Source organism: Streptomyces sp. NPDC030995 (genome assembly GCF_055571215.1).
The window spans coordinates 182,033-203,081 of the sequence record NZ_JBVIFS010000013.1; the positions used below are offsets into that span (position 1 = coordinate 182,033).

A 21,049-nucleotide genomic window follows, 5' to 3' on the forward strand; every position below is an offset into this window, starting at 1 on the left:
TGGCAGTGTCCTGTGCAGCGGGATCCGGGGGGATCCCGAGGGTGGCCCAGGGGTAAAGGGGAACCGCGGGGAAAACGGTCCGGCGATCTTCGCCGCGACGGTGTTCCCGCTGTTCGGGGCCGCTCTGCAGGCCAGGACGGGGGCGCGCGCCCCACACCGTGCACCGGTGGCCGAGGGCGCGCGCCCCGTCGTGGTCGTACCGCCGGTCCGGCCCGGCGGCGGGACGCCGGCGCCCTTCGGATCGTGGCGCTCCGCGCGGCTCCGACACGGGGCCCTGACCGGCGTGGATCCGGCCGGGAAAAGCCGGCGCGGGGCGGGGTGCGGGGGCGGGGCCAGACGGCCCCCCGGCCACCCGGCCCGGTGATCGGGAAGGCTCCGCCGCGACATCCGGGCGGCAGAAACGGCACTTGTCGGGTTACCGTTCGAGTGGCCGTTGCGGGCTTCTGCCGTTTGACACGGGGGCGGGTTGTACCGTCACACTCCGCAGCGTCGCCGTACCGCGACCGAGTGCCGACCGGAGAGAAGAGCCAAGTTGTCCCCGACTAGCGAGACCGCAAAGGGCGGCCGCCGACTCGTCATCGTCGAGTCCCCAGCCAAGGCGAAGACGATCAAGGGCTACCTCGGCCCCGGATACGTCGTCGAGGCGAGCGTCGGGCACATCCGCGACCTCCCGAACGGCGCGGCCGAGGTTCCCGACAAGTACACCGGCGAGGTCCGCCGCCTCGGCGTGGACGTCGAGCACGACTTCGCGCCGATCTACGTGGTCAACGCGGACAAGAAGGCCCAGGTCAGGAAGCTCAAGGAGCTGCTGGCCGATTCCGACGAACTCTTCCTCGCCACCGATGAGGACCGCGAGGGCGAAGCCATCGCGTGGCACCTGCAGGAAGTCCTCAAGCCCAAGGTCCCCGTCCACCGGATGGTCTTCCACGAGATCACCAAGGACGCGATCCGCGACGCCGTCGCCAACCCGCGCGAGCTGAACCAGCGCATGGTCGACGCCCAGGAGACCCGCCGCATCCTCGACCGCCTCTACGGCTACGAGGTCTCGCCGGTCCTGTGGAAGAAGGTGATGCCGCGGCTGTCGGCCGGTCGCGTCCAGTCCGTGGCCACCCGCATGGTCGTCGAGCGGGAGCGCGAGCGCATCGCCTTCCGCTCCGCCGAGTACTGGGACCTGACCGGAACCTTCTCCACCGGGCGTGCCGGTGACGCCTCCGACCCCTCGACCCTGGTCGCCCGCCTGAACACGGTGGACGGCAAGCGTGTCGCGCAGGGCCGCGACTTCGGCTCGAACGGGCAGCTCAAGAGCGAGGTGCTGCACCTCGACGAGGCGAACGCGCGGGCGCTCGCCGCCGCCCTGGCCGACACCTCGTTCGCGGTCCGGTCGGTCGAGTCCAAGCCGTACCGCCGTTCTCCGTACGCCCCCTTCCGTACGACGACGCTCCAGCAGGAGGCCTCGCGCAAGCTGGGCTTCGGTGCGAAGGCGACGATGCAGGTGGCGCAGAAGCTGTACGAGAACGGCTTCATCACCTACATGCGTACGGACTCCACCACGCTGTCCGACACCGCGGTGTCGGCGGCGCGGGCGCAGGTCACGCAGCTCTACGGGGCCGACTACCTGCCGGAGAAGCCGCGCGTCTACGCCGGCAAGGTCAAGAACGCGCAGGAGGCGCACGAGGCGATCCGGCCTTCGGGTGATCGTTTCCGCACGCCCGCCGAGACGGGTCTGACCGGCGACCAGTTCCGCCTGTACGAGCTGATCTGGAAGCGGACCGTCGCCTCTCAGATGAAGGACGCGGTCGGCAACAGCGTCACCGTGAAGATCGGCGGCCGCGCCTCGGACGGGCACGACGTCGAGTTCACCGCCTCGGGCAAGACGATCACCTTCCACGGCTTCATGAAGGCGTACGTCGAGGGCGCGGACGACCCGAACGCCGAGCTCGACGACCGCGAGAAGCGGCTGCCGCAGGTCGCGGAGGGCGACGCGCTCGCCGCCGAGGAGATCACGGCGGACGGGCACTCGACCAAGCCGCCGGCCCGCTACACCGAGGCCTCGCTGGTCAAGGAGCTCGAAGAGCGCGAGATCGGCCGCCCGTCGACGTACGCGTCGATCATCGGCACGATCCTCGACCGCGGCTACGTCTTCAAGAAGGGCACGGCGCTCGTGCCGTCCTTCCTCTCGTTCGCCGTGGTGAACCTGCTGGAGACGCACTTCGGGCGGCTCGTCGACTACGACTTCACCGCGAAGATGGAGGACGACCTCGACCGCATCGCGCGGGGCGAGGCCCAGTCCGTGCCGTGGCTGAAGCGGTTCTACTTCGGCTCGGAGGAGGCCACCGCGGTCGTGCCGGCCGACGGTGACGCGCTCGGCGGTCTGAAGGAGCTGGTCACGGACCTCGGCGCGATCGACGCCCGGGAGATCTCCTCCTTCCCGGTCGGCGAGGGCATCGTGCTGCGGGTCGGCCGCTACGGGCCGTACGTGGAGCGGGGCGAGAAGGACGCGGAGGGCCACCAGCGGGCCGACGTACCGGACGACATGGCTCCGGACGAGCTGACGGTCGAGTACGCGGAGGAGCTGTTCGCGAAGCCGAGCGGCGAGTTCGAGCTCGGCAAGGACCCGATCAGCGGGAACGAAATCGTCGCGAAGGACGGTCGCTACGGGCCGTACGTGACGGAGATCCTGCCCGAGGGCACGCCGAAGACGGGCAAGAACGCGGTCAAGCCGCGGACGGCCTCGCTCTTCAAGTCGATGACCCTGGACACGGTCACGCTGGAGGACGCGCTTCGCCTCATGTCCCTGCCGCGGGTCGTGGGCGCGGACGCCGAGGGCGTGGAGATCACGGCCCAGAACGGCCGCTACGGCCCGTACCTGAAGAAGGGCACGGACTCGCGGTCCCTGGAGACCGAGGACCAGCTCTTCTCGATCACGCTGGACGAGGCCCTGGCCATCTACGCGCAGCCGAAGCAGCGGGGCCGCGCCGCGGCCAAGCCGCCGCTGAAGGAACTGGGCACGGACCCGGTGAGCGAGAAGCCGGTGGTCGTCAAGGACGGCCGCTTCGGTCCGTACGTGACGGACGGCGAGACGAACGCGACGCTGCGGCGGGACGACGACGTCGAGACGATCACGCCGGAGCGGGGCTACGAGCTGCTCGCGGAGAAGCGCGCGAAGGGCCCGGCCAAGAAGACGGCGAAGAAGGCCCCCGCCAAGAAGGCCCCGGCGAAGAAGGCGACGGCAACGAAGGCGACGGCGACGAAGACCGCCGCCGCGAAGAAGACGACGGCGGCCAAGAAGACGACCGCCAAGAAGACGACCGCCAAGAAGACGGTGGCCAAGAAGGCAGCGGCGTCCTCGACGGACGAGTAGCCATTTCAGCCCCGCCGGCGTTTGAGGCGCGGGGGCTCGGGGGCAGCGCCCCCGCAACGGCGCGGCACTTCCAGGTTTCGGGGGTGCCGCGCAGCCGCAACCCGTTGGGGGGTCCGGGGCGGAGCCCCGGAAGGTGGGTGCGGGGTCACACCGGACCTTGTCCACAGGCTTCCGCAGCCGCCAAGCGCAGCGGATAGGCTGGGCGGATGACGCGAGCCGAGCAGCCAGCGGTCGTGACCGCCCCGGCGAACCCCACCTACGACGACGCCCTAGCCGCGGATTCCCGCGAGCGTGCGGTGCGCGCACTGCTGCGCACCCCCCGGCTGCGCCGGCTGTGGAGCGCCCAGCTGGTGAGCGGCATCGGCGATGCCCTCGCCCTGCTGGTGCTGGTACTCCTGGCACTCCAGGCAGCGGCCTCGGAAGGGGCCTTCGGCGGCGGATACCGCGGCGCGGCCCTCGCCGTCGCCGCCGTTTTCGGGGTCCGGATCCTCGCCACCCTGCTCTTCGGCGCGGTCCTCCTCGGCCCGCTCGCCGGGCTCCTCGCCCCGGGCGGCAAGCTGGACCGCCGCTGGACGATGATCGGAGCCGACGGGGTCCGCCTCGGGCTCTTCGTCGTCGCCCCGCTGTGGCTCGACTGGATCCCGGCCCACGCGCTCACCGCGCTGCTGGGCACCATCTTCGTCGCCGGCGCCGCCGAGCGGCTGTGGACGCTGGCCAAGGAGAGCGCGGCGCCCGCCCTGCTGCCCGCGCCGCCGCTGGAGGGGGCGACCGTACGGCCGCTCCCGGACCACCTGGACACGCTGCGGCGCCTGACGCTGCGTACGGCCTTCGCGGCGCTCCCCGTCGCGGCCGCCGCGCTGCTCGCCGCGACCCTGGTCGGCAAGGCCCTCGGGCTCGGTGTGGCCTGGTTCGCCGCGAACCAGGCCGCGCTCGGCTCGTACGTGGCCTCCGGCCTCTTCGCCGCGTCGGTCTCGCTGCTGCTCCCGCTGGTGCTGCCCGCCGCGACGACCCCGCGGCCGCGGTCCCCGCTGGAGGGCCTGCGCGCCCCCAAGGCGGGCGACCGGCCGGACAAGGGCCGTACGGGGGCCGCCCCGCTCCTCGTGCTGACCTGCGCCGCGGTCGCCGGAGCGGTGTCCAGCGCCGTCGCCGTGTCCGTCCTGCACGCCTTCGACCTGGGCGGCGGCCCGGCCACCTTCGCGCTGCTCGTCCTCGCGCTGGTCGGCGGCACCGCCGCCGGCATCCGCGCCAGCCAGGCCGGCAAGGTGCTGCCCGGGCTGTCCCGGCGCCGCCTGCTGGCGCTGGCCATAGCGGTGGCCGGGCTCGCGCTGCTGCTGGCGGGCCTCGTCCCGGACACGGCGACGGTGCTGTTCCTGTCGCTGCTCGCCGGCACCGCCGCGGGCGTCGCGGCCAACACCGGCCACACCCTGCTGGACCAGGAGACCGAGGAGTTCCGCCGGGCCCGGGTCACCGAGCACCTCCAGGCGGCCGTACGGGTGGCCGTCGCGCTCGGCGCCGTCCTCGCCCCGGTCCTGGCCGCCGTGATCGGGCCGCACCGGCTGACCGGCGCCGAGATCGTCTTCGCGCACGGCGGCGCCGCCTTCACCCTGATGCTGGTCGGCGCCCTGCTGCTGCCGGTCGCCGTGGTGGTGCTGACGAAGGCCGACGACCGCAGCGGCGTGCCCCTGCGGCGTGACCTGCGCGATGCGCTGCGCGGCGGGGAGCCCGTACAGGCGGCGTCCGCCACCGGGTTCTTCATCGCCCTGGAGGGCGGCGACGGAGCCGGCAAGTCCACTCAGGTCGAGGCACTGGCGGAGTGGATACGGGGCAAGGGCCACGAGGTCGTGGTGACCAGGGAGCCGGGGGCGACCCCCGTCGGCAAGCGGCTCCGCTCGATCCTGCTCGACGTGTCCTCGGCCGGACTCTCGAACCGCGCCGAGGCGCTGCTGTACGCCGCCGACCGGGCGGAACACGTGGACACGGTGGTGCGCCCGGCCCTGGAGCGCGGCGCCGTCGTCATCTCCGACCGCTACATCGACTCCTCGGTGGCCTACCAGGGCGCCGGCCGCGACCTTTCCCCGACGGAGATCGCCCGGATCTCGCGCTGGGCCACCGACGGGCTCGTTCCGAACCTGACCGTGCTGCTCGACGTATCGCCGGAGGCGGCGCGGGAGCGGTTCACGGAGGCGCCGGACCGGCTGGAGTCGGAGCCGGCGGAGTTCCACCAGCGGGTGCGGTTCGGGTTCCTGACCCTCGCCGCGTCCGACCCCGGCCGCTATCTGGTGGTCGACGCGGGCCAGGACCCGGAGTCGGTGACCACCGTCGTACGGCACCGGCTGGACCGGATGCTTCCGCTCTCCGAGGCCGAGGTGGCCGCCCAGGTGGAGGCCCGGCGCCTCGCCGAGGAGGAGGCCCGGCGCAGGGCCGAGGAAGAGGCGGCGCGCAAGGCGGAGGAAGAACGCCTGCGGGCCGAGGAGGAGGCACGTAAGGCCCGCGAGGCCGAGGAAGCGCGGATCAAGGCCGAGGCCGAGGCCGCCCGCAAGGCGGAAGAGGAGCGGCTGCGGGCCGAGGAGGAGGCCCGGGCCCGGGCCGAGGCCGAGCGGCTGCGCCTGGAGGCCGAGGAGAAGGCGCGCGCGGCAGAGCAGGAGCGGCTGCGCAAGCAGGCCGAGGAGGAGGCCCGGCTGCGGGCCGAGGCCGAGGAGCGGCGGCTGGAGAAGCAGCGGCGGGCCGAGGAGGCCCTGCTGAAGGCCGAGGAGGCGCGCCGGCTGGTCGAGGCCGCGTCGGCGGAGGCGGCGGCGAAGGCCGCTGCTGCGGCCGCGGCGGCCGCAGCTGCCGCAGCGGCGGCTGAGGCTGCTCCCGTGGTGGCGCCCGCTCCCGCGGTTGCGCCTGCTGCCAAGGTCGGCATGACGAAGGAACCGGAGCACCCGCACCCGGACGACGCGGTGACGGTGGAGACCCCGCTGGTCAAGCGGGTCGTCCGGCCGGACGATGTCACCCAGACCGTGCCGGTGCCCAAGGCCGACCCGGCGGCCGCCGCGGAGACCTCGGCCGCTGAGGAGACCTCCGTGCTGCCGCGGGTCGGCCCGACCGATGAGACCGCGGTCCTGCCGCCCGTACGCCCTGCCGCCCCGCAGACCGGCGGTCAGGCGGGCCCGCGCGGCAGCGGCACCGCTCAGGCCCGGTCCGCATCGCGGCCGACGGCCCGGCGCCCCGAGGAGAACCCGGCCGACCGGGTGCCGTCGGACATCTTCCGGGACTCCGGCAACGACCGGACGCGGGAGCTCCCCGTCCTCGGCGAGGACGGCCGCCCGCGCCGCGCGCGCCCGGACTGGGCCGAGGAGACCCCGCTGGACGACCTGCCGACGCTGGCGGACGAGCTGCTGGGCCGCCACCGGGACGACGAGGACGGCGACGACGCCGGACACGGCGAACGCGGACCGCGCCGCCGCCGCTGATCTCGGCGGGACCGGATTGTCAGTGGCGCCCGCCACAATGGGTGCACGGAGAGTGAAAGGTGGTGGGCGGGATGCCCGTATGGGACGACCTGGTGGGACAGGAGCGGGTCCAGACGCAGCTGGCCGCCGCCGCCCGCGATGCCGACGCGCTGGTCACGGCCATCACGGACGGGACCGCACCGCCTGCGGCGTCCAAGATGACCCACGCCTGGCTGTTCACCGGACCGCCCGGCTCCGGGCTGTCCACCGCCGCCCGGGCCTTCGCGGCCGCCCTGCAGTGCACGAGTACCGACCGCGCCCTCGGCGGTGAGCCCGGCTGCGGGTTCTGCGACGGCTGCCACACCGCCCTGATCGGCACGCACTCCGATGTGCAGGTCGTCCGCACCGATCTGCTGTCCATCGGCGTGAAGGAGACCCGCGACCTGGTCCGCCGGGCGCAGCTCTCGCCGGCCGTCGGCCGCTGGCAGGTCATCGTCCTGGAGGACGCCGACCGGCTCACCGAGGGCGCCGGCAATGTGCTCCTGAAGGCAGTGGAGGAGCCCGCTCCGCGGACGGTGTGGCTGCTGTGCTCGCCCTCGCTGGAGGACGTGCTGCCGACGATCCGCTCCCGCTGCCGGCACCTGACGCTGCGCACCCCGTCCGTCGACGCCGTCGCCGAGGTGCTGGTCCGGCGCGACGGCATCGAGCCGGCCGTCGCCGCGGCCGCCGCCCGGGCGACCCAGGGCCACATCGGCCGGGCCCGTCGGCTCGCGACCGACGAGTCCGCCCGCTCCCGCCGAGCCGCCGTACTGAAACTCCCGCTGCGCGTCGATGACGTGGGCGGCTGCCTCAAGGCCGCGCAGGAGCTGGTCGACGCCGCCGCCGAGGACGCCAAGCAGGTCGCGGAGGAGGTCGACACCAAGGAGACCGAGGAGCTGCGGGCCGCGCTCGGCGCCGGAGCGGGCGCCGGAAGCCGGATGCCGCGCGGCACGGCGGGCGTGATGAAGGAGCTGGAGGACCGGCAGAAGCGCCGTCGTACCCGTACCCAGCGCGACACCCTCGACCTGGCGCTGACCGACCTCACCGGCTTCTACCGGGATGTGCTGGCGCTGCAGCTCGGCTCGTCCGTGGCCATCGCCAATGAGGAGATACGGCCGGATCTCGACCGGATCGCCCGGGCCTCGGGCCCGGAGCGGACCCTGCGCCGGATCGAGGCGATCATCGCCTGCCGGGACGCCCTCGACCGGAACGTGGCTCCGCTCCTCGCGGTCGAGGCGATGACGATGTCGCTGCGCGCGGGCTGACTGGGCGCGGGCTGCCCGCGCTCGGTCTGTCCCGCTCGGGCTGCCCCGACCGGGTCCACACCCGGTTGACGGGCTCACCCGTACGGGCGGACCGGCCCCCGGGCCGGGACGGGCCCGGTCCGTGCCCTGCCCGGCGCGGGCCACGGAAGGCGCGCGGCCGTCCGGTGCAGAGAGGCCTCCTGGCCCGCTCCGGCAGGCCGTACGCTCCGGGGATGGACACCAGTCGCCTGCTGCGTACCACCGGGACCGTGATCGCAGCCGCCGGGCTGCTGCTCTCCGGGTGCACCTCGGGCGGGTCGGGGGGACCCCGGGCCGCCGCGCTTTCCGCGGGAGGGTCCGCCGCGCCGTCGCCGCAGCCGTCCCCCGACGAGGCCGCGCTGCGCCCGTACTACGAGCAGAAGCTGGCCTGGCGCGACTGCGGTGTCCCCGGCTTCCAGTGCGCCACCATGAAGGCCCCGCTGGACTACGCGAACCCCGGCTCCGGTCAGGACGTCGACATCGCGGTGGCGCGCCGAGCGGCCACGGGTCCCGGCAAGCGGCTCGGCTCGCTGGTGGTCAACCCGGGGGGCCCGGGGGGTTCCGGCATCGGCTACCTCCAGGCGTACGCGGGCATCGGCTATCCCGCGCCGGTCCGCGCCCGGTACGACATGGTCTCCTTCGACCCGCGCGGGGTGGACCGCAGCAGCCCCGTCGAGTGCCTGACCGGCCCGGCCATGGACGAGTACACGCAGGTGGACCAGACCCCGGACGACCCGGCGGAGCAGGCCCTGCTGGTGAGCGCCTTCAAGGAGTTCGCGGCGGGCTGCCAGACCCGCTCGCAGCGGATCCTGCCGCACGTCTCCACCGTCGACGCCGCCCGGGACATGGACCTGCTCCGCGCCGTGCTCGGCGACGAGAAGCTCACGTACGTCGGGGCCTCGTACGGCACCTTCCTGGGAGCGACGTACGCGGACCTCTTCCCGAACCGGGTCGGCCGGCTGGTCCTGGACGGGGCGATGGACCCCGCCCGGTCCGCGGTGGATCTGAACCGCGACCAGACCGAGGGCTTCGAGACCGCCTTCACCGCCTTCGCCGAGGACTGTGTGAAGCAGCCCGACTGCCCGCTGGGCAAGGGCGGCCCGCAGGAGGTGGCCGCGCGCCTGAAGGAGTTCTTCCACAAGGTCGACGCGCAGCCCGTGCCGACCGGGGAGGCGGCCCGCCCGCTGGGCGAGTCCCTCGCGACGACCGGGGTGATCGCGGCGCTGTACGACGAGAGCGCCTGGCCGCAGCTGCGCGAGGCGCTCACCTCGGCGATGAACGGCGACGGGTCCAGCCTGCTGAGCCTGGCCGACAGCTACTACGAGCGCGAGGCGGACGGCAAGTACGCCAACCTGATGTTCGCGAACGCCGCCGTGAACTGCCTCGACCAGCCCCCGGCCTTCACCGGCCCGGAGGCCGTCGAGGCCGCCCTGCCCTCCTTCGAGAAGGCCTCCCCGGTCTTCGGCGAGGGACTGGCCTGGGCCTCGCTGAACTGCGCGTACTGGCCGGTGAAGGCCACGGGCCAGGCGAAGGCGCTGAGCGCGAAGGGAGCCGCGCCGATCGTGGTGGTGGGCACCACCCGCGACCCGGCGACCCCGTACAAGTGGGCGCAGGCGCTGGCGGCCCAGCTGGAATCGGGCACCCTGCTCACCTACGACGGCGACGGCCACACGGCGTACGGGCGCGGCAGCGACTGCATCGACTCCTCGATCAACCGCTACCTGCTGGAGGGCAGGGCACCGGAGGACGGCAAGAAGTGCTGAGGCGGCGGCGGTAAACCGCTTGCCCGAAGGCGGCCGTGCGCGATCACATGCGGGCATGAGCAGAATGGCGCAGGTCCTCGTGCTGGCCCGGTACGAGGACGAGGTGATGGAGCCGCTGACGCGCGACGACGCGTCGCGCAGCTGGCGCGGGCGGTTCGAGCAGATACCCGACTGGTTCATCGGCGGCTGGTACATCGAGTTCATCCGCGAGGGTCAGCGCACCGGGGTCCTGAAGGACCTGGAGGCGCTGCCGTGGAACCAGCCGGAGTGCGTGCAGGTCATGCTCCACGACGAGGAGGACGACTGCTTCGGCCTGTGGATGTTCCGTGACGGGGCGCTGGTGGAGGTGCCCTTGCCGGGTACCGAGCGCTTCCACGAGCCGGCGCCGCCGACGCAGAGGTTCGCGCCGAGCCCCGGGTACCTGTGGCGCACGGACGTCGGACACTCCTGGCTGCCCGAGCAAACCCCGGAACACCTGCGGGACCCGCGCCCGGCCTGGTAGCCGACACGTGCCGGATATGCGATGAGTACCCGGATTTGTGATGTGTACCTCACCCGCACGGAACCCGGTTCAGGGCACCCCCTCACACCCTGTAGACTTGGCGCCGCTGCTGATGAGAGCCCCTCTTCGAGGGAATACTTGTCTGACCAGCGGTGCCGCCTTAGCTCAGTTGGCCAGAGCAACGCACTCGTAATGCGTAGGTCTCGGGTTCGAATCCCGAAGGCGGCTCTGTAGAAGCCTCAGGACTCACTCGCCGTGACCTGGGGCTTTTGCTATTTCCGGGATCTTGCGACGGCGCCGCGCACGGGCTGCCCGGGTGCTATCGGTCTCAATTCTGGTCTCAGACGGCGGATTGAGGCCAGGCATGAAGGCCTCGCCCATCCGGTGCATGGCTTCTCGCCGGCGGCTTGCCGCTGCTCGTCCTGCTTCGCCTTGTGCTCCAGGAGGTAGGGCAGGAAGGCCGGCGGGATCGGCACAGGGTTCTGGCTCTTCTTCGTCTTGGGCCGGGGCAGGGCTCGAAGCGGTGAAGTCGGGCTCCGCAAGCGTGCGCGTTCCTGCAGCCGTGCCTCCAGGTGAGGCGCTGGAGCTGCCAGGGGTGTGGAACAAACCCTGCTCCAGGTCGACGTACTGCCAGCGCAGACCCAGGGCTTCGCCCTGCCTGAAGCCCATGCCGACGCCGATGGCCCACCGCATGAACGTGGGGCGCTTCGCTGCGGCTGCGAGGAACGCCTTGACTCCTCCCGCGAGAAGGGGTTCGCCTCTGTCTCGTCGACGGACGGCGGATCTACGAGCGTGGCGACCTTCTCGTTGATGAGCCTGCGGCGGTGGGCGATTCTCACGGCGCGGGACGGGATCCGGTGCACCTTGACCACGTGAGACGGGGCGTACCTCTCCTCCATCATGGCTGCGTACATCACCTCCAGGTGCTCCGGGGCGAGCTTGTCGAGGCGGTGCTTGCCGACACCGCGAATGATGTCGCTGCGGGTCTTCGACCAGTAGGCGTCGAGGGACCGCGGCTTGAGCTTCAGACTCGCGATCGTGGTCAGGTACGTGTCCGCTTCCGCCCAGCTTTCGTGGCCCGGCCCCCGTCGCGCAGCTTCTCCAGGTCGCGGAGTCGCTCGGCTCAACCTCGTGCCGCACCTGGTGCATGGGGACGGTGCGGGCGCCGGAAAAGTCATGAGCTGGTGGTCCCGCAGTAGGAGGCGGTGGCTCCAACGGCGTGAATGAGCAACGCCCTCAAGGCTATGAACTCGCAAGGCAGACGGCAGCGGTTCGAGATCCTCCGAGCCCTCCTCCATGGCGAAGGGACGGTCTCAGTTACGGGCTCGATTGATGCTGAATCCACGATCGTGCGGCAGCGTCCACCCCGCGTACGGGACCGGCCCTGAGCAGCAGCGGAAGGGGCGGCGCGTAGGGCTACGGACCGTGGAACGAAATCTGACAACTCGTAATTTGGGGACCGTCGGTGCCCTGACTGATCACTCGCCGAGGCCGGGATCCTCTCGCATCTCATCCAACCGCTCCAAGAACCTTCTGGTGAACAGGGTGTCGGGGTGGTCTTCGCCCGGTACCTGCCGCTGCCGGGTCAGGGTGTCCTCACTGAGGGTGCGGGCCTCCTGCGTCTGCCCTAGATCCGCCAGCAGGACGGCCAGGTTGGCGGCGGTGATCAGGGTGTCGGGGTGGTCTTCGCCCAGTACCCGTCGCTGTCGGGTCAGGGTGTCCTCACTGAGGGTGCGGGCCTCGTCCGTCTGCCCTAACTCCGCCAGATCGATGGCCAGGTTGGAGGCGGTGATCAGGGTGTCGGGGTGGTCTTCGCCCAGTACCCGTCGCTGTCGGGTCAGGGTGTCCTCACTGAGGGTGCGGGCCTCCTGCGTCTGCCCTAGATCCGCTAGCAGGATGGCCAGGTTGGCGGCGGTACGCAGTGTGTTGGCGTGGTCTTCGCCCAGTACCCGTCGGCGCCGGGTCAGGGTGTCCTCACTGAGGGTGCGGGCCTCCTGAGTCTGCCCTAGCTCCGCCAGATCGATGGCCAGGTTGGAGGCGGTGATCAGGGTGTCGGGGTGGTCTTCGCCCAGTACCCGTCGGCGCCGGGTCAGGGTGTCTTCACCGAGGGTGCGGGCCTCCTGCGTCTGCCCTAGCTCCACCAGCCGGATGGCCAGGTTGGAGGCGGTGGTCAGGGTGTCGGGGTGGTCTTCGCCCTGCACCTGCCGCTGCCGGGTCAGGGTGTCTTCACCGAGGGTGCGGGCCTCCTGCGTCTGCCCTAGCTCCGCCAGCCGGATGGCCAGGTTGGAGGCGGTACGCAGTGTGTTGGCGTGGTCTTCGCCCTGCACCCGTCGCTGCCGGGTCAGGGTGTCCTCACCTAGGGCGCGGGCCTCCTGCGTCTGCCCCAGCGCCGCCAGCCGGATGGCCAGGTTGCAGGCGGTGGCCAGGGTGTCGGGGTGGTCCTCGCCCAGGCGGAGGCGGCGGCGCTGGAAAGTGTCCTCGTCCAGGGCGCGCGCACGCGCGTGGTCCTGGGTGTCGTCGTAGGCGCGTGCGAGGCAGTGAGCGGTCGCCAGGGTGCCTTCGTGGTCGGGGCCGAGTTGCCGGGACCAGGTTTCGTACAGCTGCTGGAGGCGGTCTCGGGCGGTGCGGGCCTGGCCGCGGTCCAGCAGGTACCAGCAGGCGTTGCGGACACTGTCCCGCCCCGCCTGAGTCGTGATGAGGGCCGGGTCCACACCGAGGAGGTGGGGCAGCAGCACCCGCCAGGCGGGCCACGTCGAGGGCTGCTCGGCATGCCCGGGAGCGGTCGCGGTCAGGAGGGCTTCGGCGTCCTGACCTGCCTGGTGGCGTTGGTCGGGTGTGAGCTGGTCGCGCAGGACGGTCTGAGTGAGGCGGTGGAGCTGGATGGTGCCGTCCTGGGTTCGGGCCAGGCTGTGCTGGGTGATGGCATGCAGCGTGGTGCTGCCGGTCAAGCGGGTGGCCAGGGCCTCCGTCAGGGGGGTGGAGGCGTGGTCGGGAAGGTGGCCGGCGCAGGTGGTGACGGGGAAGGGTTCGGGAGCCAGCAGGGCCAGGGCGGACAGTAGGGCGGCCGCGCCGGGGTGGTCGGATTCCAGGCGGACGGTGGTCAGACGCACCTGCGCGGCCAGCGAGACGGGGTAGCCGACGGGGCGGCCCTCGGCCAACACCTCGGCGGTGCTCCTGGCCAGTTCGGCGATCAAGTCGGCGGCGGACAAGCTGTGGGTGAGGAGGGCGGCGGCCTGGGCGAGGGCGAGCGGGAGGTCATCGAGGGCCTGGGCGAGGTGGTCGGCGTAGGTCTCGTCCAGGACGGCACCGTGGCCGTGCAGCAGGGCGACGGATTCGGCGCGGCTGAAGACGTCGACATTCAACGGGCTGGCGTGGGCGTGCCAGTGAGGGTTGCGGGAGGTGATGAGCACATGGCCGCCGCCGCCCGGCAGATAGGGGGCGAGGACCGCGGGGTCTTCGATGTTGTCGACGACCAGCAGCCAGCGAGACCGGGTGCGCAGCTCACCCAACAGCGCGTCCACGGCCTCAGCGGATGGGGCACCCGCAGGTGCGGCGCCGATACGGGCGGCGAGCTGGGCGAGCTGGTCGGGGATGAGGGCGGGATCCTCGGCCGCGATCCACCAGGCGAGCTCGTACTCGCCGGCGAAACGGTGCGCGTATTCGACGGCGAGCTGGGTCTTACCGACCCCGCCGCGGCCGTGCAGCGCCTGCACGGCCACCCGGCTGTCGGCCGCAAGGGTCTGGCGCAGCTGGACCAGAAGGGTGTCGCGGCCGGTGAAGGAGGCGTTGCGGGCGGGCAGGTTCCACACCCGCGGCAGTGACCCGGGCAGTCGGGGCCCACTGCCGCCCAGCTGCCGCAACGCCCCGGGAAAGGCCGGCGCAACGGTCGGACGGGACGGGCCGTTGACCGCCGCCAACAGGGCCCGGCGGGCGGCCTCCTCGCCCATGTCGAACAGGTCCCGGGCGATCAGGGGGCGCAGGATCGCCGGCGCGACGACCTGGGCCACACGAACGGGGGTGATCTTCTCCTTCATCGCCACGACGGAGGACCACTCCGGCGTGGTGAACCGGTCCGGTTCGAAGTAGTCCGGGGAGAACAACGCCAGAAAGCGTCCTCGCTCCAACGCGGCGTTCATCTTCAGGATGAAGTTGTCACCCGCACCCCAGTCCCAGTAGTCCAACTCCACCTGGAAACCGGCATCGAGTAACTGCCACGCCACCCACTCCGCCCAGGCCCGATCCGCCCCCGCATGACTGACAAACCACGCCCCGTCAGACACCTCAACGCCGTTCATGCCGATCCCCCGAATCCAGCCACCGCATTGAACCTCCGAGGGTAGAACCCGTCCCCCCCAATTGACCTGCGTTCTCCCACACAGGCAAGGAAACAGGCAGAATCCGGGACCACGCCGACCGCAGGCGTAGGTCTCGGGTTCGAATCCCGAAGGCGGCTCGGATCAGCCCCAGGACTCACTCGCCGTGACCTGGGGCTTTTTCATGTCCTCATGCCGCGCGGTGGTCGGCGGGGGTTGCGGGGCCGGTGTGAGTGTGGCCGTCGTGTGGCCGGGATCGTGTCGTCCTTCGATCCTCAACTCGTCTGATCTGCTTGACATTTGATCTGGTCGGGTGATCGACTCCGAGGTGAAGTCGGTGCCGTCGGTGTCGGCGGGCATCACTCGGATGTGGGGGTCACCATGGGCGCCGAGGAGCTTCGCAGCGTGGAGCTGGCCGTTTCCCAGCAGGGCGAGCTGAGCTCGCTGCGGAAGTGGCTCGCACTGGCCTCGGTGCCGGGTGTGGAGGTCCGCCAGGTCTCCGGTACCCCCGGTCCCGGGGAGCAGGGTGCGTTCGACGTGCTGAGCGTGCTGGCGGCCAGTACCGGACTGGTCACCGCGATCAAGATCCTTCCGCAGTACCTGCGGGCGAAGCGCAGCGATCTGTCCATCACCGTGTCGGTGCGCGGGAAGAAGATCACCGTTGACGCCCGCAACGTCGAGGAGGTCATGCCGATCCTGGAGCGGCTCCTCGATGACTGACCTGCTGTCGCTGCGCGACTACACCCGTTCGCGGGCGGTGCTGATCGGCACGTGGGACTACCGCCACCTCACCCCGGTACCTGCCGCGCAACACAGCCTGAACCGCATGTACCGGACGCTCACCGGGCCGTGGTGCGGCTGGCCGCAGGACCGGGTGACGGTGCTCGGCAACGAGACCGGACCGGGCGACCTGTACGACCGGCTGCTCGACCTCTTCGAGGACACCACGGACGTGGCGCTCTTCTACTACGTCGGGCACGGCCAGATCGACGACGAGGACCAGCTGTGTCTGGGCCTGGTCGGCTCCCGCACCGAGCCGCACCGCCGGGCTGCCACCAGCCTGCCGTTCGCGGCCGTGCGCCGGGCCCTGGCCCACTGTTCCGCCGCCACCAAGGTGGTCATGCTCGACTGCTGCTTCTCCGGGCTGGCCACCCATCGGGAGCACGCCCTGGCCGGGCCGCTCGAGGATGTGGTGGAGCGGGCGTCCCGGACCGGCGCGTACACGATGACCGCCAGCAGCGCGGATGCCACCGCCTGGTTCGAGGCCGACCCCGACCTGCCGGCGCCGCAGACCTACTTCACCAAGTACCTCGCCGACCTGGTCGAGGCCGGGATCCCCGGCCAGCCGGCCGGGTTGAAGCTGCACCCGCTCTTCACCAGGCTGCACGACGACCTCACCCGGGACCGTCGGCCCGTCCCCCAGGAACGCAGCGTCGACGCGGCCCGGGACTTCGTCTTCGCCCGCAACGCCGCTCCACCCGAAACGGTCTTCGACCCCGTCGCAGAACTCGCCCGACTGCGCAAGGAACTGGACGAGTTGCGAAGGGCGCGGGGGGCGCCGGCCCGCGCGGCGCACGAACCGGTCCCGGCGGACCTGCGGGGCATCGACATCACCGAGCACCGGCTCGCCAACGGCCTGCGGGTGGTGCTCTCCGAGGACCACAACACCCCGGTCACCGCCGTGAACCTCTGGTACGACGTCGGCTCCCGGTACGAGGTCCCGGGGCGCACCGGCCTGACGCACCTCTTCTGCAAGCTGATGTTCTTCGGCTCCGCCTCGGTGAACGGAAACGGCCACTTCGAGTACGTCCAGCGAGCCGGCGGCTCCCTCAACGCCACCACCAGCTTCGAGCGCGCCAACTTCTTCCAGACCGTGCCCGCCCACCAATTGGAGCTCGTGTTCTGGCTGGAGGCCGACCGGATGGGCTCGCTGCTCGTCGCCCTCGACGAGCAGTCGATGGAGTGGGCGCGCGACCTCACCCGGAACGAACGCCGCCAGCGCTACGACAACGTGCCGTACGGCACGGCCTTCGAGAAGCTGACCGCCATGTGCTATCCGCAGGGCCACCCCTACCACCACACTCCCATCGGGTCGGGCGCCGACCGGGATGCGGTCACGCTGGAGGATGCCCGCGCGTTCTTCAGGACGTACTACACGCCCGACAACGCCGTGCTCTCGGTGGTCGGTGACATCGACCCCGAGCAGACCCTCGCCTGGATCGAGAAGTACTTCGGCTCCATCCCGTCGTACGGGGGCAAGCCGCCGCGGCGCGACGGCTCGCTGCCCGACATCATCGGCACGGAGCTGCGCGAGGTCGTCGAGGAGGCGGTGCCGGCCCGCGCCGTGATGGCCGCCTACCGCCTGCCGCGCGACGGCATGCGCGCGTGCGACGCGGCCGACCTGGCCCTGAGCATCCTCGGCGGCGGGGAGTCCTCGCGGCTCCACAACCGCCTGGTGCGCCGCGACCGAACGGCCGTCTCGGCCGGGTTCGGGCTGCTCAGGCTCGCCGGTGCGCCCTCCATGGGCTGGCTGGACATCAAGGCCAGCGGCTACGCGACCACCGAGGCCATCGAGGCGGCCGTCGACGAGGAACTGGCCCGCTTCGCCGCCGAGGGTCCCCTGCCGGAGGAGTTGGAGCGCGCCCAGGCGCAGCTCGAACGCGAATGGCTGGACCGGGTGTCGACGGTGATGGGACGAGCCGACGAGCTCTGCCGCTACGCCGTGCTCCACGGTGACGCCCAGCTCGTCAGGAGCGCACTGGGCAACATGCTCACCATCACGGCGGCGGAGGTCCGCGCCGCCGCCGCGCGCTTCCTGCACCGCAAGAACCGCGCGGTGCTCACGTACGAGCCCCTTGATCCCGCCTTCTTGTGAGGCGAGCCCGGTAGGCCCAGCGGGCGAGGGCGCCGATGGCGAGGGAGACGGCGATGGCGCCCCAGTCGATGACGTGGGGGAGCCCGGGGAAGAGGGCGAAGAAGGCGAAGCCCGCAGCGGCGCCGACCAGAAAGGCGCTGATGCCGGCCCGGCGGAGTTTGGTTTCCCAAGCGGGGTCTTCGGGTGTGGGCTGGGTGCTCATGTGCGGCTCACTTCGTGATGTGGTGGCACTGGCTGGCCCGTCGCACGCCGTTGATGTTGAGGTGCGCGCACGCTTTGCCGTAGCGGGGCAGTTTCTGGGGCGCGTTGTCGCGCATCGGGTTGATCTTGCATTCGGTGTGGGCCTTGCCGCGGGAGGTGCGGTAGATCTTGCTGTCGGTGTCCGCGTAGGTGAAGTCGATGCGCCCGTTGCAGAAACCGGTGTTGAGGGCTCCTACGAAGCCGCAGTCGACCCCTGCGTTCTGGTAGGTGATGTTCTTGCCCTCGCCGCGGATGATGTGGGTGAACATGCAGCCGGTCGGCACCTTCATGGTGACCCCGCCCACCTGGTAGTCGAAGGTGACCACGGGCGTCGAGCCGATGGCACCGGCGTGCGCCTGGGTGGACGGTAAGGCGGTCGCGGCCGCGGCAATGGTGAGAGCGGCAATGACGCGGGCCGTGAGGAGCTTGCCCATCTGTGTCCCCTTCTGACGGAGTGTGTCTGGGGACTGGAACTCCTGCTCGTCCGCTCGGGGTGCTGCCCCGAGCGGCAGTCCAGTACGAAGAGTGATCAGCAGATTGGCGTGCTGACTACCCGTAACCGCGCACGGTGTCCTGGGGGTGGTTGGGTACGTACGTGCCGACTCCTTCAGGCTTCCCCGCCCGGCCCGGCGCCGGGCGGGCAACCGCACAATGGCTTTCGTCGTGCGGGATCAGGAGCCAGGGAGACGTACATGAACGGTCAGGCAGCAGCGCAGCATTCTGTGGTCGAGGTCCGCGCCGCCGGTGAGGCGGACGTCGAGACCGCGGCCGCGCTGTTCCGTGGGTACCTCGACTTCTACGAGGTGGACGTCGAGGACCCGGATGCCCCGCGGGCCTTCCTGGCGGAGCGCATCGCGAAGGACGAGTCCCTCGTCCTGCTCGCCGACGTGCCGGGGGCCGGGACGGTCGGCTTCGCGCAGGTCTACCGCGCGTTCTCCTCGCTCTCGCTGCGGACCGCCTGGGTCCTCAACGACCTCTACGTCGCGCCGTCCGGCCGCCGCACCGGCGCCGGACGGGCGCTGCTGCGCGAGGTGCTGCGCCGGGCCCGCGAGGCCGGGGTGGTCGGCGTACAGCTGGAGACGGCGTACGACAACACCGTCGCGCAGGGGCTGTACGAGGCGGAGGGCTTCGTCCGCGAGGAGTTCCACATGTACTTCCACGACCTGGGGTGAAACATTTCCGTACTGCCGTCGCGTCAATGGGGTGAGACGGCGTCGAGGGGGAGTAAATGCGGCAGGGTCGCAGAGACGGGTTCCGCGAATTCGCGGCGGGCAGGTCGGGCCATCTGTACCGGTCGGCATGTCTGCTGGCGAGCGGGGACACCCACCTCGCGGAGGACTTGGTGCAGGAGACCCTGGGGCGGATGTACCTGCTCTGGGGGCGGGTCTCCCGTATCGACAATCCTGCGGCGTACGCGCAGACCGTGCTCGTACGGGCCTTCCTCACGCACCAGCGCCGCCGGTCGTCGAAAGAGCGCCCGGTCGGGGAGTTCCCCGAGTCGGGCGCGTCGGTGGCCCGCGGCACCGATCCGGTGCTGCGGCTGACGCTGCTCGAGGCGCTGGGGCGGTTGGCGCCCAAGGACCGGGCGGTGCTGGTGCTGCGCTACTGGGAGGACCGCAGCGTGGAGGAGACCGCCGACGCGATGAACGTCAGCTCGGCGGCGGTCCGGACCCGGACCTCGCGGGCGCTGGCCCGGCTGCGGGAGGAACTGGGCGGCAGCCTCGCGGAGTTCGCTGGCCGCTGAGGCCGCTGAGGCCGCTGAGGCTGCTGAGGCCGCTGAGGCCGCTGAGGCTGCTGAGGCCGCTGCGGTCGCTCGGGCCGCCGTGCCGCGCTGATCGGACGTGCTCCGTTCCCTTGATTCATTTCACCCTTGAAACGGAAGGTCTGGTTCCCCATGCCCTTTGAAGATGAACTCGGAGAAGCCCTTCGGCGTGCGGGGGACGGTTTCACGGCCGACCAGCACGCCCTCACGGCCGGCGGCGAGCAGCGCGGCCGGCAGCTGGTGGCGCGCCGCCGGGCCGCCATGGTCGGCGGATCCGTGCTCGCCCTGGCCCTGATCGGGACGGTGGGTGCCTACTCGGGCGGCCTGCTCGACGGTTCCGACGGTTCGGGCGCGGTCCACGTCGCTGCGCCGCCGACCCTGTCGAGCGGCCAGCCCGGGGAGAGCCCGGAGCCGAAGGTGCCGGGGGGCGGCACGGGCGCGGTCACCGCGGAGCAGATGGTCACCGTGTTCAAGGAGCTGCTGCCCGGCGGGACGCTCACCGACACTGCGGCGCGCGGCACCGACGAGCCCCCGTTCGTGTCCGGCGTGTACGACGACGGCAAGGGCAAGGCGGCGATCAGTGTCACCCTCTCCCGGGTGGACCCGAACGGCAGCAACGCCCGTCAGCTGACCCAGTGCCCCGACAAGAACATCCATGACTACGACGACTGCAAGACGGAGCAGCTGGCCGGTGGCTCCGAGGTGCTCCTCTACAAGGGGTACGAGTACCCGGACCGCCGGGTGGACACCAAGCTCTGGCGGGCCGTGCTCGTGACCCCGCAGGGCTTCCAGGTCGAAGCGTCCGAGTGGAACGCCCCCGCCGAGAAGGGCGCGGCCGTCTCCCGGACCAACCCGCCGCTGACCAACGCCCAGTTGACGGCCCTGGTCACCTCCGACAAGTGGCACCCGGCGCTGAACGACCTGCCGGCGGTCAAGCCGCGTCCGGCCGACCAGACCCCGCCGAGCACCGGCCCGGACGCCGGCCCCATCCTGCGGTCCCTGCTGCCGAAGGACGGGGTCAACGTCATCTCCACCGGTGGCGAGGGCGGCTACGCCTATGCCGTGCTCGACGACGGCAAGGGCAAATCGCTGGTCCAGGTCAACGCGCAGCCGAAAATGGGGGACTTGCTGGCCGGACACATGGACGGCACCGGCGTGACCACGCTGCCGGACGGCACCAAGGTGAAGGTGGAGCAGAAGCAGGGCGAGAAGGGCGGCGCGGGAGTGGTCTGGTGGAGCGTGGACACCCTGCGTCCGGACGGCTTCCGGGTGGTGGTCTCCGCCTTCAACACCGGCGACCAGAACAAGCCCGCCACCCGCAAGGTCCCGCTGCTGACCATGGAGCAGCTGAAGGAGATCGCGCTGAGCCCGAAGTGGACCACCCGCTAGGGAGTGTCGTCAAAGTCGCGTCGGCCGCCCGAAGGGCGGGGCTGGCGGGGTCTGGTGCGTGCGATCGCAAGGCGGAGGAGGGAGGCGACGC

13 protein-coding genes, 1 tRNA gene and 2 pseudogenes are annotated in these 21,049 nt (G+C 71.5%); 12 read left to right on the plus strand and 4 right to left on the minus strand.

Annotation, left to right across the window (positions count from 1 at the left end; translation table 11 throughout):
* Positions 1-532 precede the first annotated feature (532 nt).
* The 6 genes from topA to ACZ45T_RS21225 all read left to right on the plus strand — a co-directional run bounded on the left by topA (position 533) and on the right by ACZ45T_RS21225 (position 10,607).
* Positions 533-3,361 (plus strand): type I DNA topoisomerase, encoded by a 2,829-nt coding sequence (gene topA, locus ACZ45T_RS21200; protein WP_468443464.1) that lies wholly within the window; start codon positions 533-535, stop codon positions 3,359-3,361.
* A 206-nt stretch (positions 3,362-3,567) separates the two neighbouring features.
* Positions 3,568-6,813: a dTMP kinase gene (tmk, locus tag ACZ45T_RS21205; RefSeq protein ID WP_468443466.1), complete on the plus strand. Its 3,246-nt coding sequence runs from the start codon at positions 3,568-3,570 to the stop codon at positions 6,811-6,813.
* A 71-nt stretch (positions 6,814-6,884) separates the two neighbouring features.
* Positions 6,885-8,096, plus strand: a complete 1,212-nt coding sequence (locus tag ACZ45T_RS21210) for a DNA polymerase III subunit delta' (protein WP_468443468.1) — start codon at positions 6,885-6,887, stop codon at positions 8,094-8,096.
* Positions 8,097-8,308: 212 nt separating this feature from the next.
* Entirely contained in the window at positions 8,309-9,877 is a 1,569-nt protein-coding gene (locus ACZ45T_RS21215) for an alpha/beta hydrolase (protein ID WP_468443470.1), read from the plus strand.
* Between the two features lie 55 nt (positions 9,878-9,932).
* Positions 9,933-10,379: a hypothetical protein gene (locus ACZ45T_RS21220; RefSeq protein WP_468443472.1), complete on the plus strand. Its 447-nt coding sequence runs from the start codon at positions 9,933-9,935 to the stop codon at positions 10,377-10,379.
* A 154-nt stretch (positions 10,380-10,533) separates the two neighbouring features.
* A tRNA-Thr gene (locus ACZ45T_RS21225) sits at positions 10,534-10,607 on the plus strand.
* 86 nt (positions 10,608-10,693) lie between these two features.
* On the opposite strand, the pseudogene ACZ45T_RS21230 reads toward ACZ45T_RS21225, so the two are convergent.
* Together ACZ45T_RS21230 and fxsT are read right to left on the minus strand one after the other, a co-directional pair.
* Positions 10,694-11,496: pseudogene (locus ACZ45T_RS21230) on the minus strand (tyrosine-type recombinase/integrase); the annotation flags it as partial.
* Between the two features lie 361 nt (positions 11,497-11,857).
* On the minus strand, positions 11,858-14,674 hold the full coding sequence (gene fxsT, locus ACZ45T_RS21235; protein ID WP_468443474.1) for an FxSxx-COOH system tetratricopeptide repeat protein: 2,817 nt from the start codon (positions 14,672-14,674) through the stop codon (positions 11,858-11,860).
* A gap of 387 nt (positions 14,675-15,061) precedes the next feature.
* Here fxsT and ACZ45T_RS21240 point away from each other — a divergent pair, with 387 nt between their 5' ends.
* The 3 genes and pseudogenes from ACZ45T_RS21240 to ACZ45T_RS21250 all read left to right on the plus strand — a co-directional run bounded on the left by ACZ45T_RS21240 (position 15,062) and on the right by ACZ45T_RS21250 (position 17,567).
* On the plus strand, positions 15,062-15,412 hold the full coding sequence (locus ACZ45T_RS21240; protein WP_468443476.1) for an effector-associated constant component EACC1: 351 nt from the start codon (positions 15,062-15,064) through the stop codon (positions 15,410-15,412).
* Positions 15,405-16,133, plus strand: a pseudogene (locus ACZ45T_RS21245) (caspase family protein); the annotation flags it as partial. The gene ACZ45T_RS21240 and the pseudogene ACZ45T_RS21245, both read left to right, overlap by 8 nt.
* A gap of 153 nt (positions 16,134-16,286) precedes the next feature.
* Complete coding sequence (locus ACZ45T_RS21250; RefSeq protein WP_468443500.1) at positions 16,287-17,567, plus strand: M16 family metallopeptidase; 1,281 nt, start codon at positions 16,287-16,289, stop codon at positions 17,565-17,567.
* On the opposite strand, the gene ACZ45T_RS21255 is transcribed toward ACZ45T_RS21250, so the two are convergent.
* Both ACZ45T_RS21255 and ACZ45T_RS21260 read right to left on the minus strand, forming a co-directional pair.
* The gene (locus tag ACZ45T_RS21255; protein ID WP_468443478.1) at positions 17,533-17,769 is read right to left on the minus strand and encodes a hypothetical protein; all 237 of its coding nucleotides are present in this window, start codon (positions 17,767-17,769) and stop codon (positions 17,533-17,535) included. The genes ACZ45T_RS21250 and ACZ45T_RS21255 overlap by 35 nt on opposite strands.
* A 7-nt stretch (positions 17,770-17,776) precedes the next feature.
* Complete coding sequence (locus tag ACZ45T_RS21260; RefSeq protein WP_468443480.1) at positions 17,777-18,241, minus strand: hypothetical protein; 465 nt, start codon at positions 18,239-18,241, stop codon at positions 17,777-17,779.
* 258 nt (positions 18,242-18,499) lie between these two features.
* Between ACZ45T_RS21260 and ACZ45T_RS21265 the strand changes: the two genes are divergently transcribed.
* The 3 genes from ACZ45T_RS21265 to ACZ45T_RS21275 all read left to right on the plus strand — a co-directional run bounded on the left by ACZ45T_RS21265 (position 18,500) and on the right by ACZ45T_RS21275 (position 20,958).
* Positions 18,500-18,979 carry a GNAT family N-acetyltransferase gene (locus tag ACZ45T_RS21265; RefSeq protein ID WP_468443482.1) on the plus strand — a complete coding sequence of 160 codons (480 nt, stop codon included), beginning with the start codon at positions 18,500-18,502 and terminating at the stop codon, positions 18,977-18,979.
* 56 nt (positions 18,980-19,035) lie between these two features.
* Positions 19,036-19,551 (plus strand): SigE family RNA polymerase sigma factor, encoded by a 516-nt coding sequence (locus ACZ45T_RS21270; RefSeq protein WP_468443484.1) that lies wholly within the window; start codon positions 19,036-19,038, stop codon positions 19,549-19,551.
* A 150-nt stretch (positions 19,552-19,701) separates the two neighbouring features.
* Positions 19,702-20,958 (plus strand): hypothetical protein, encoded by a 1,257-nt coding sequence (locus ACZ45T_RS21275; RefSeq protein WP_468443486.1) that lies wholly within the window; start codon positions 19,702-19,704, stop codon positions 20,956-20,958.
* Positions 20,959-21,049: the final 91 nt, after the last annotated feature.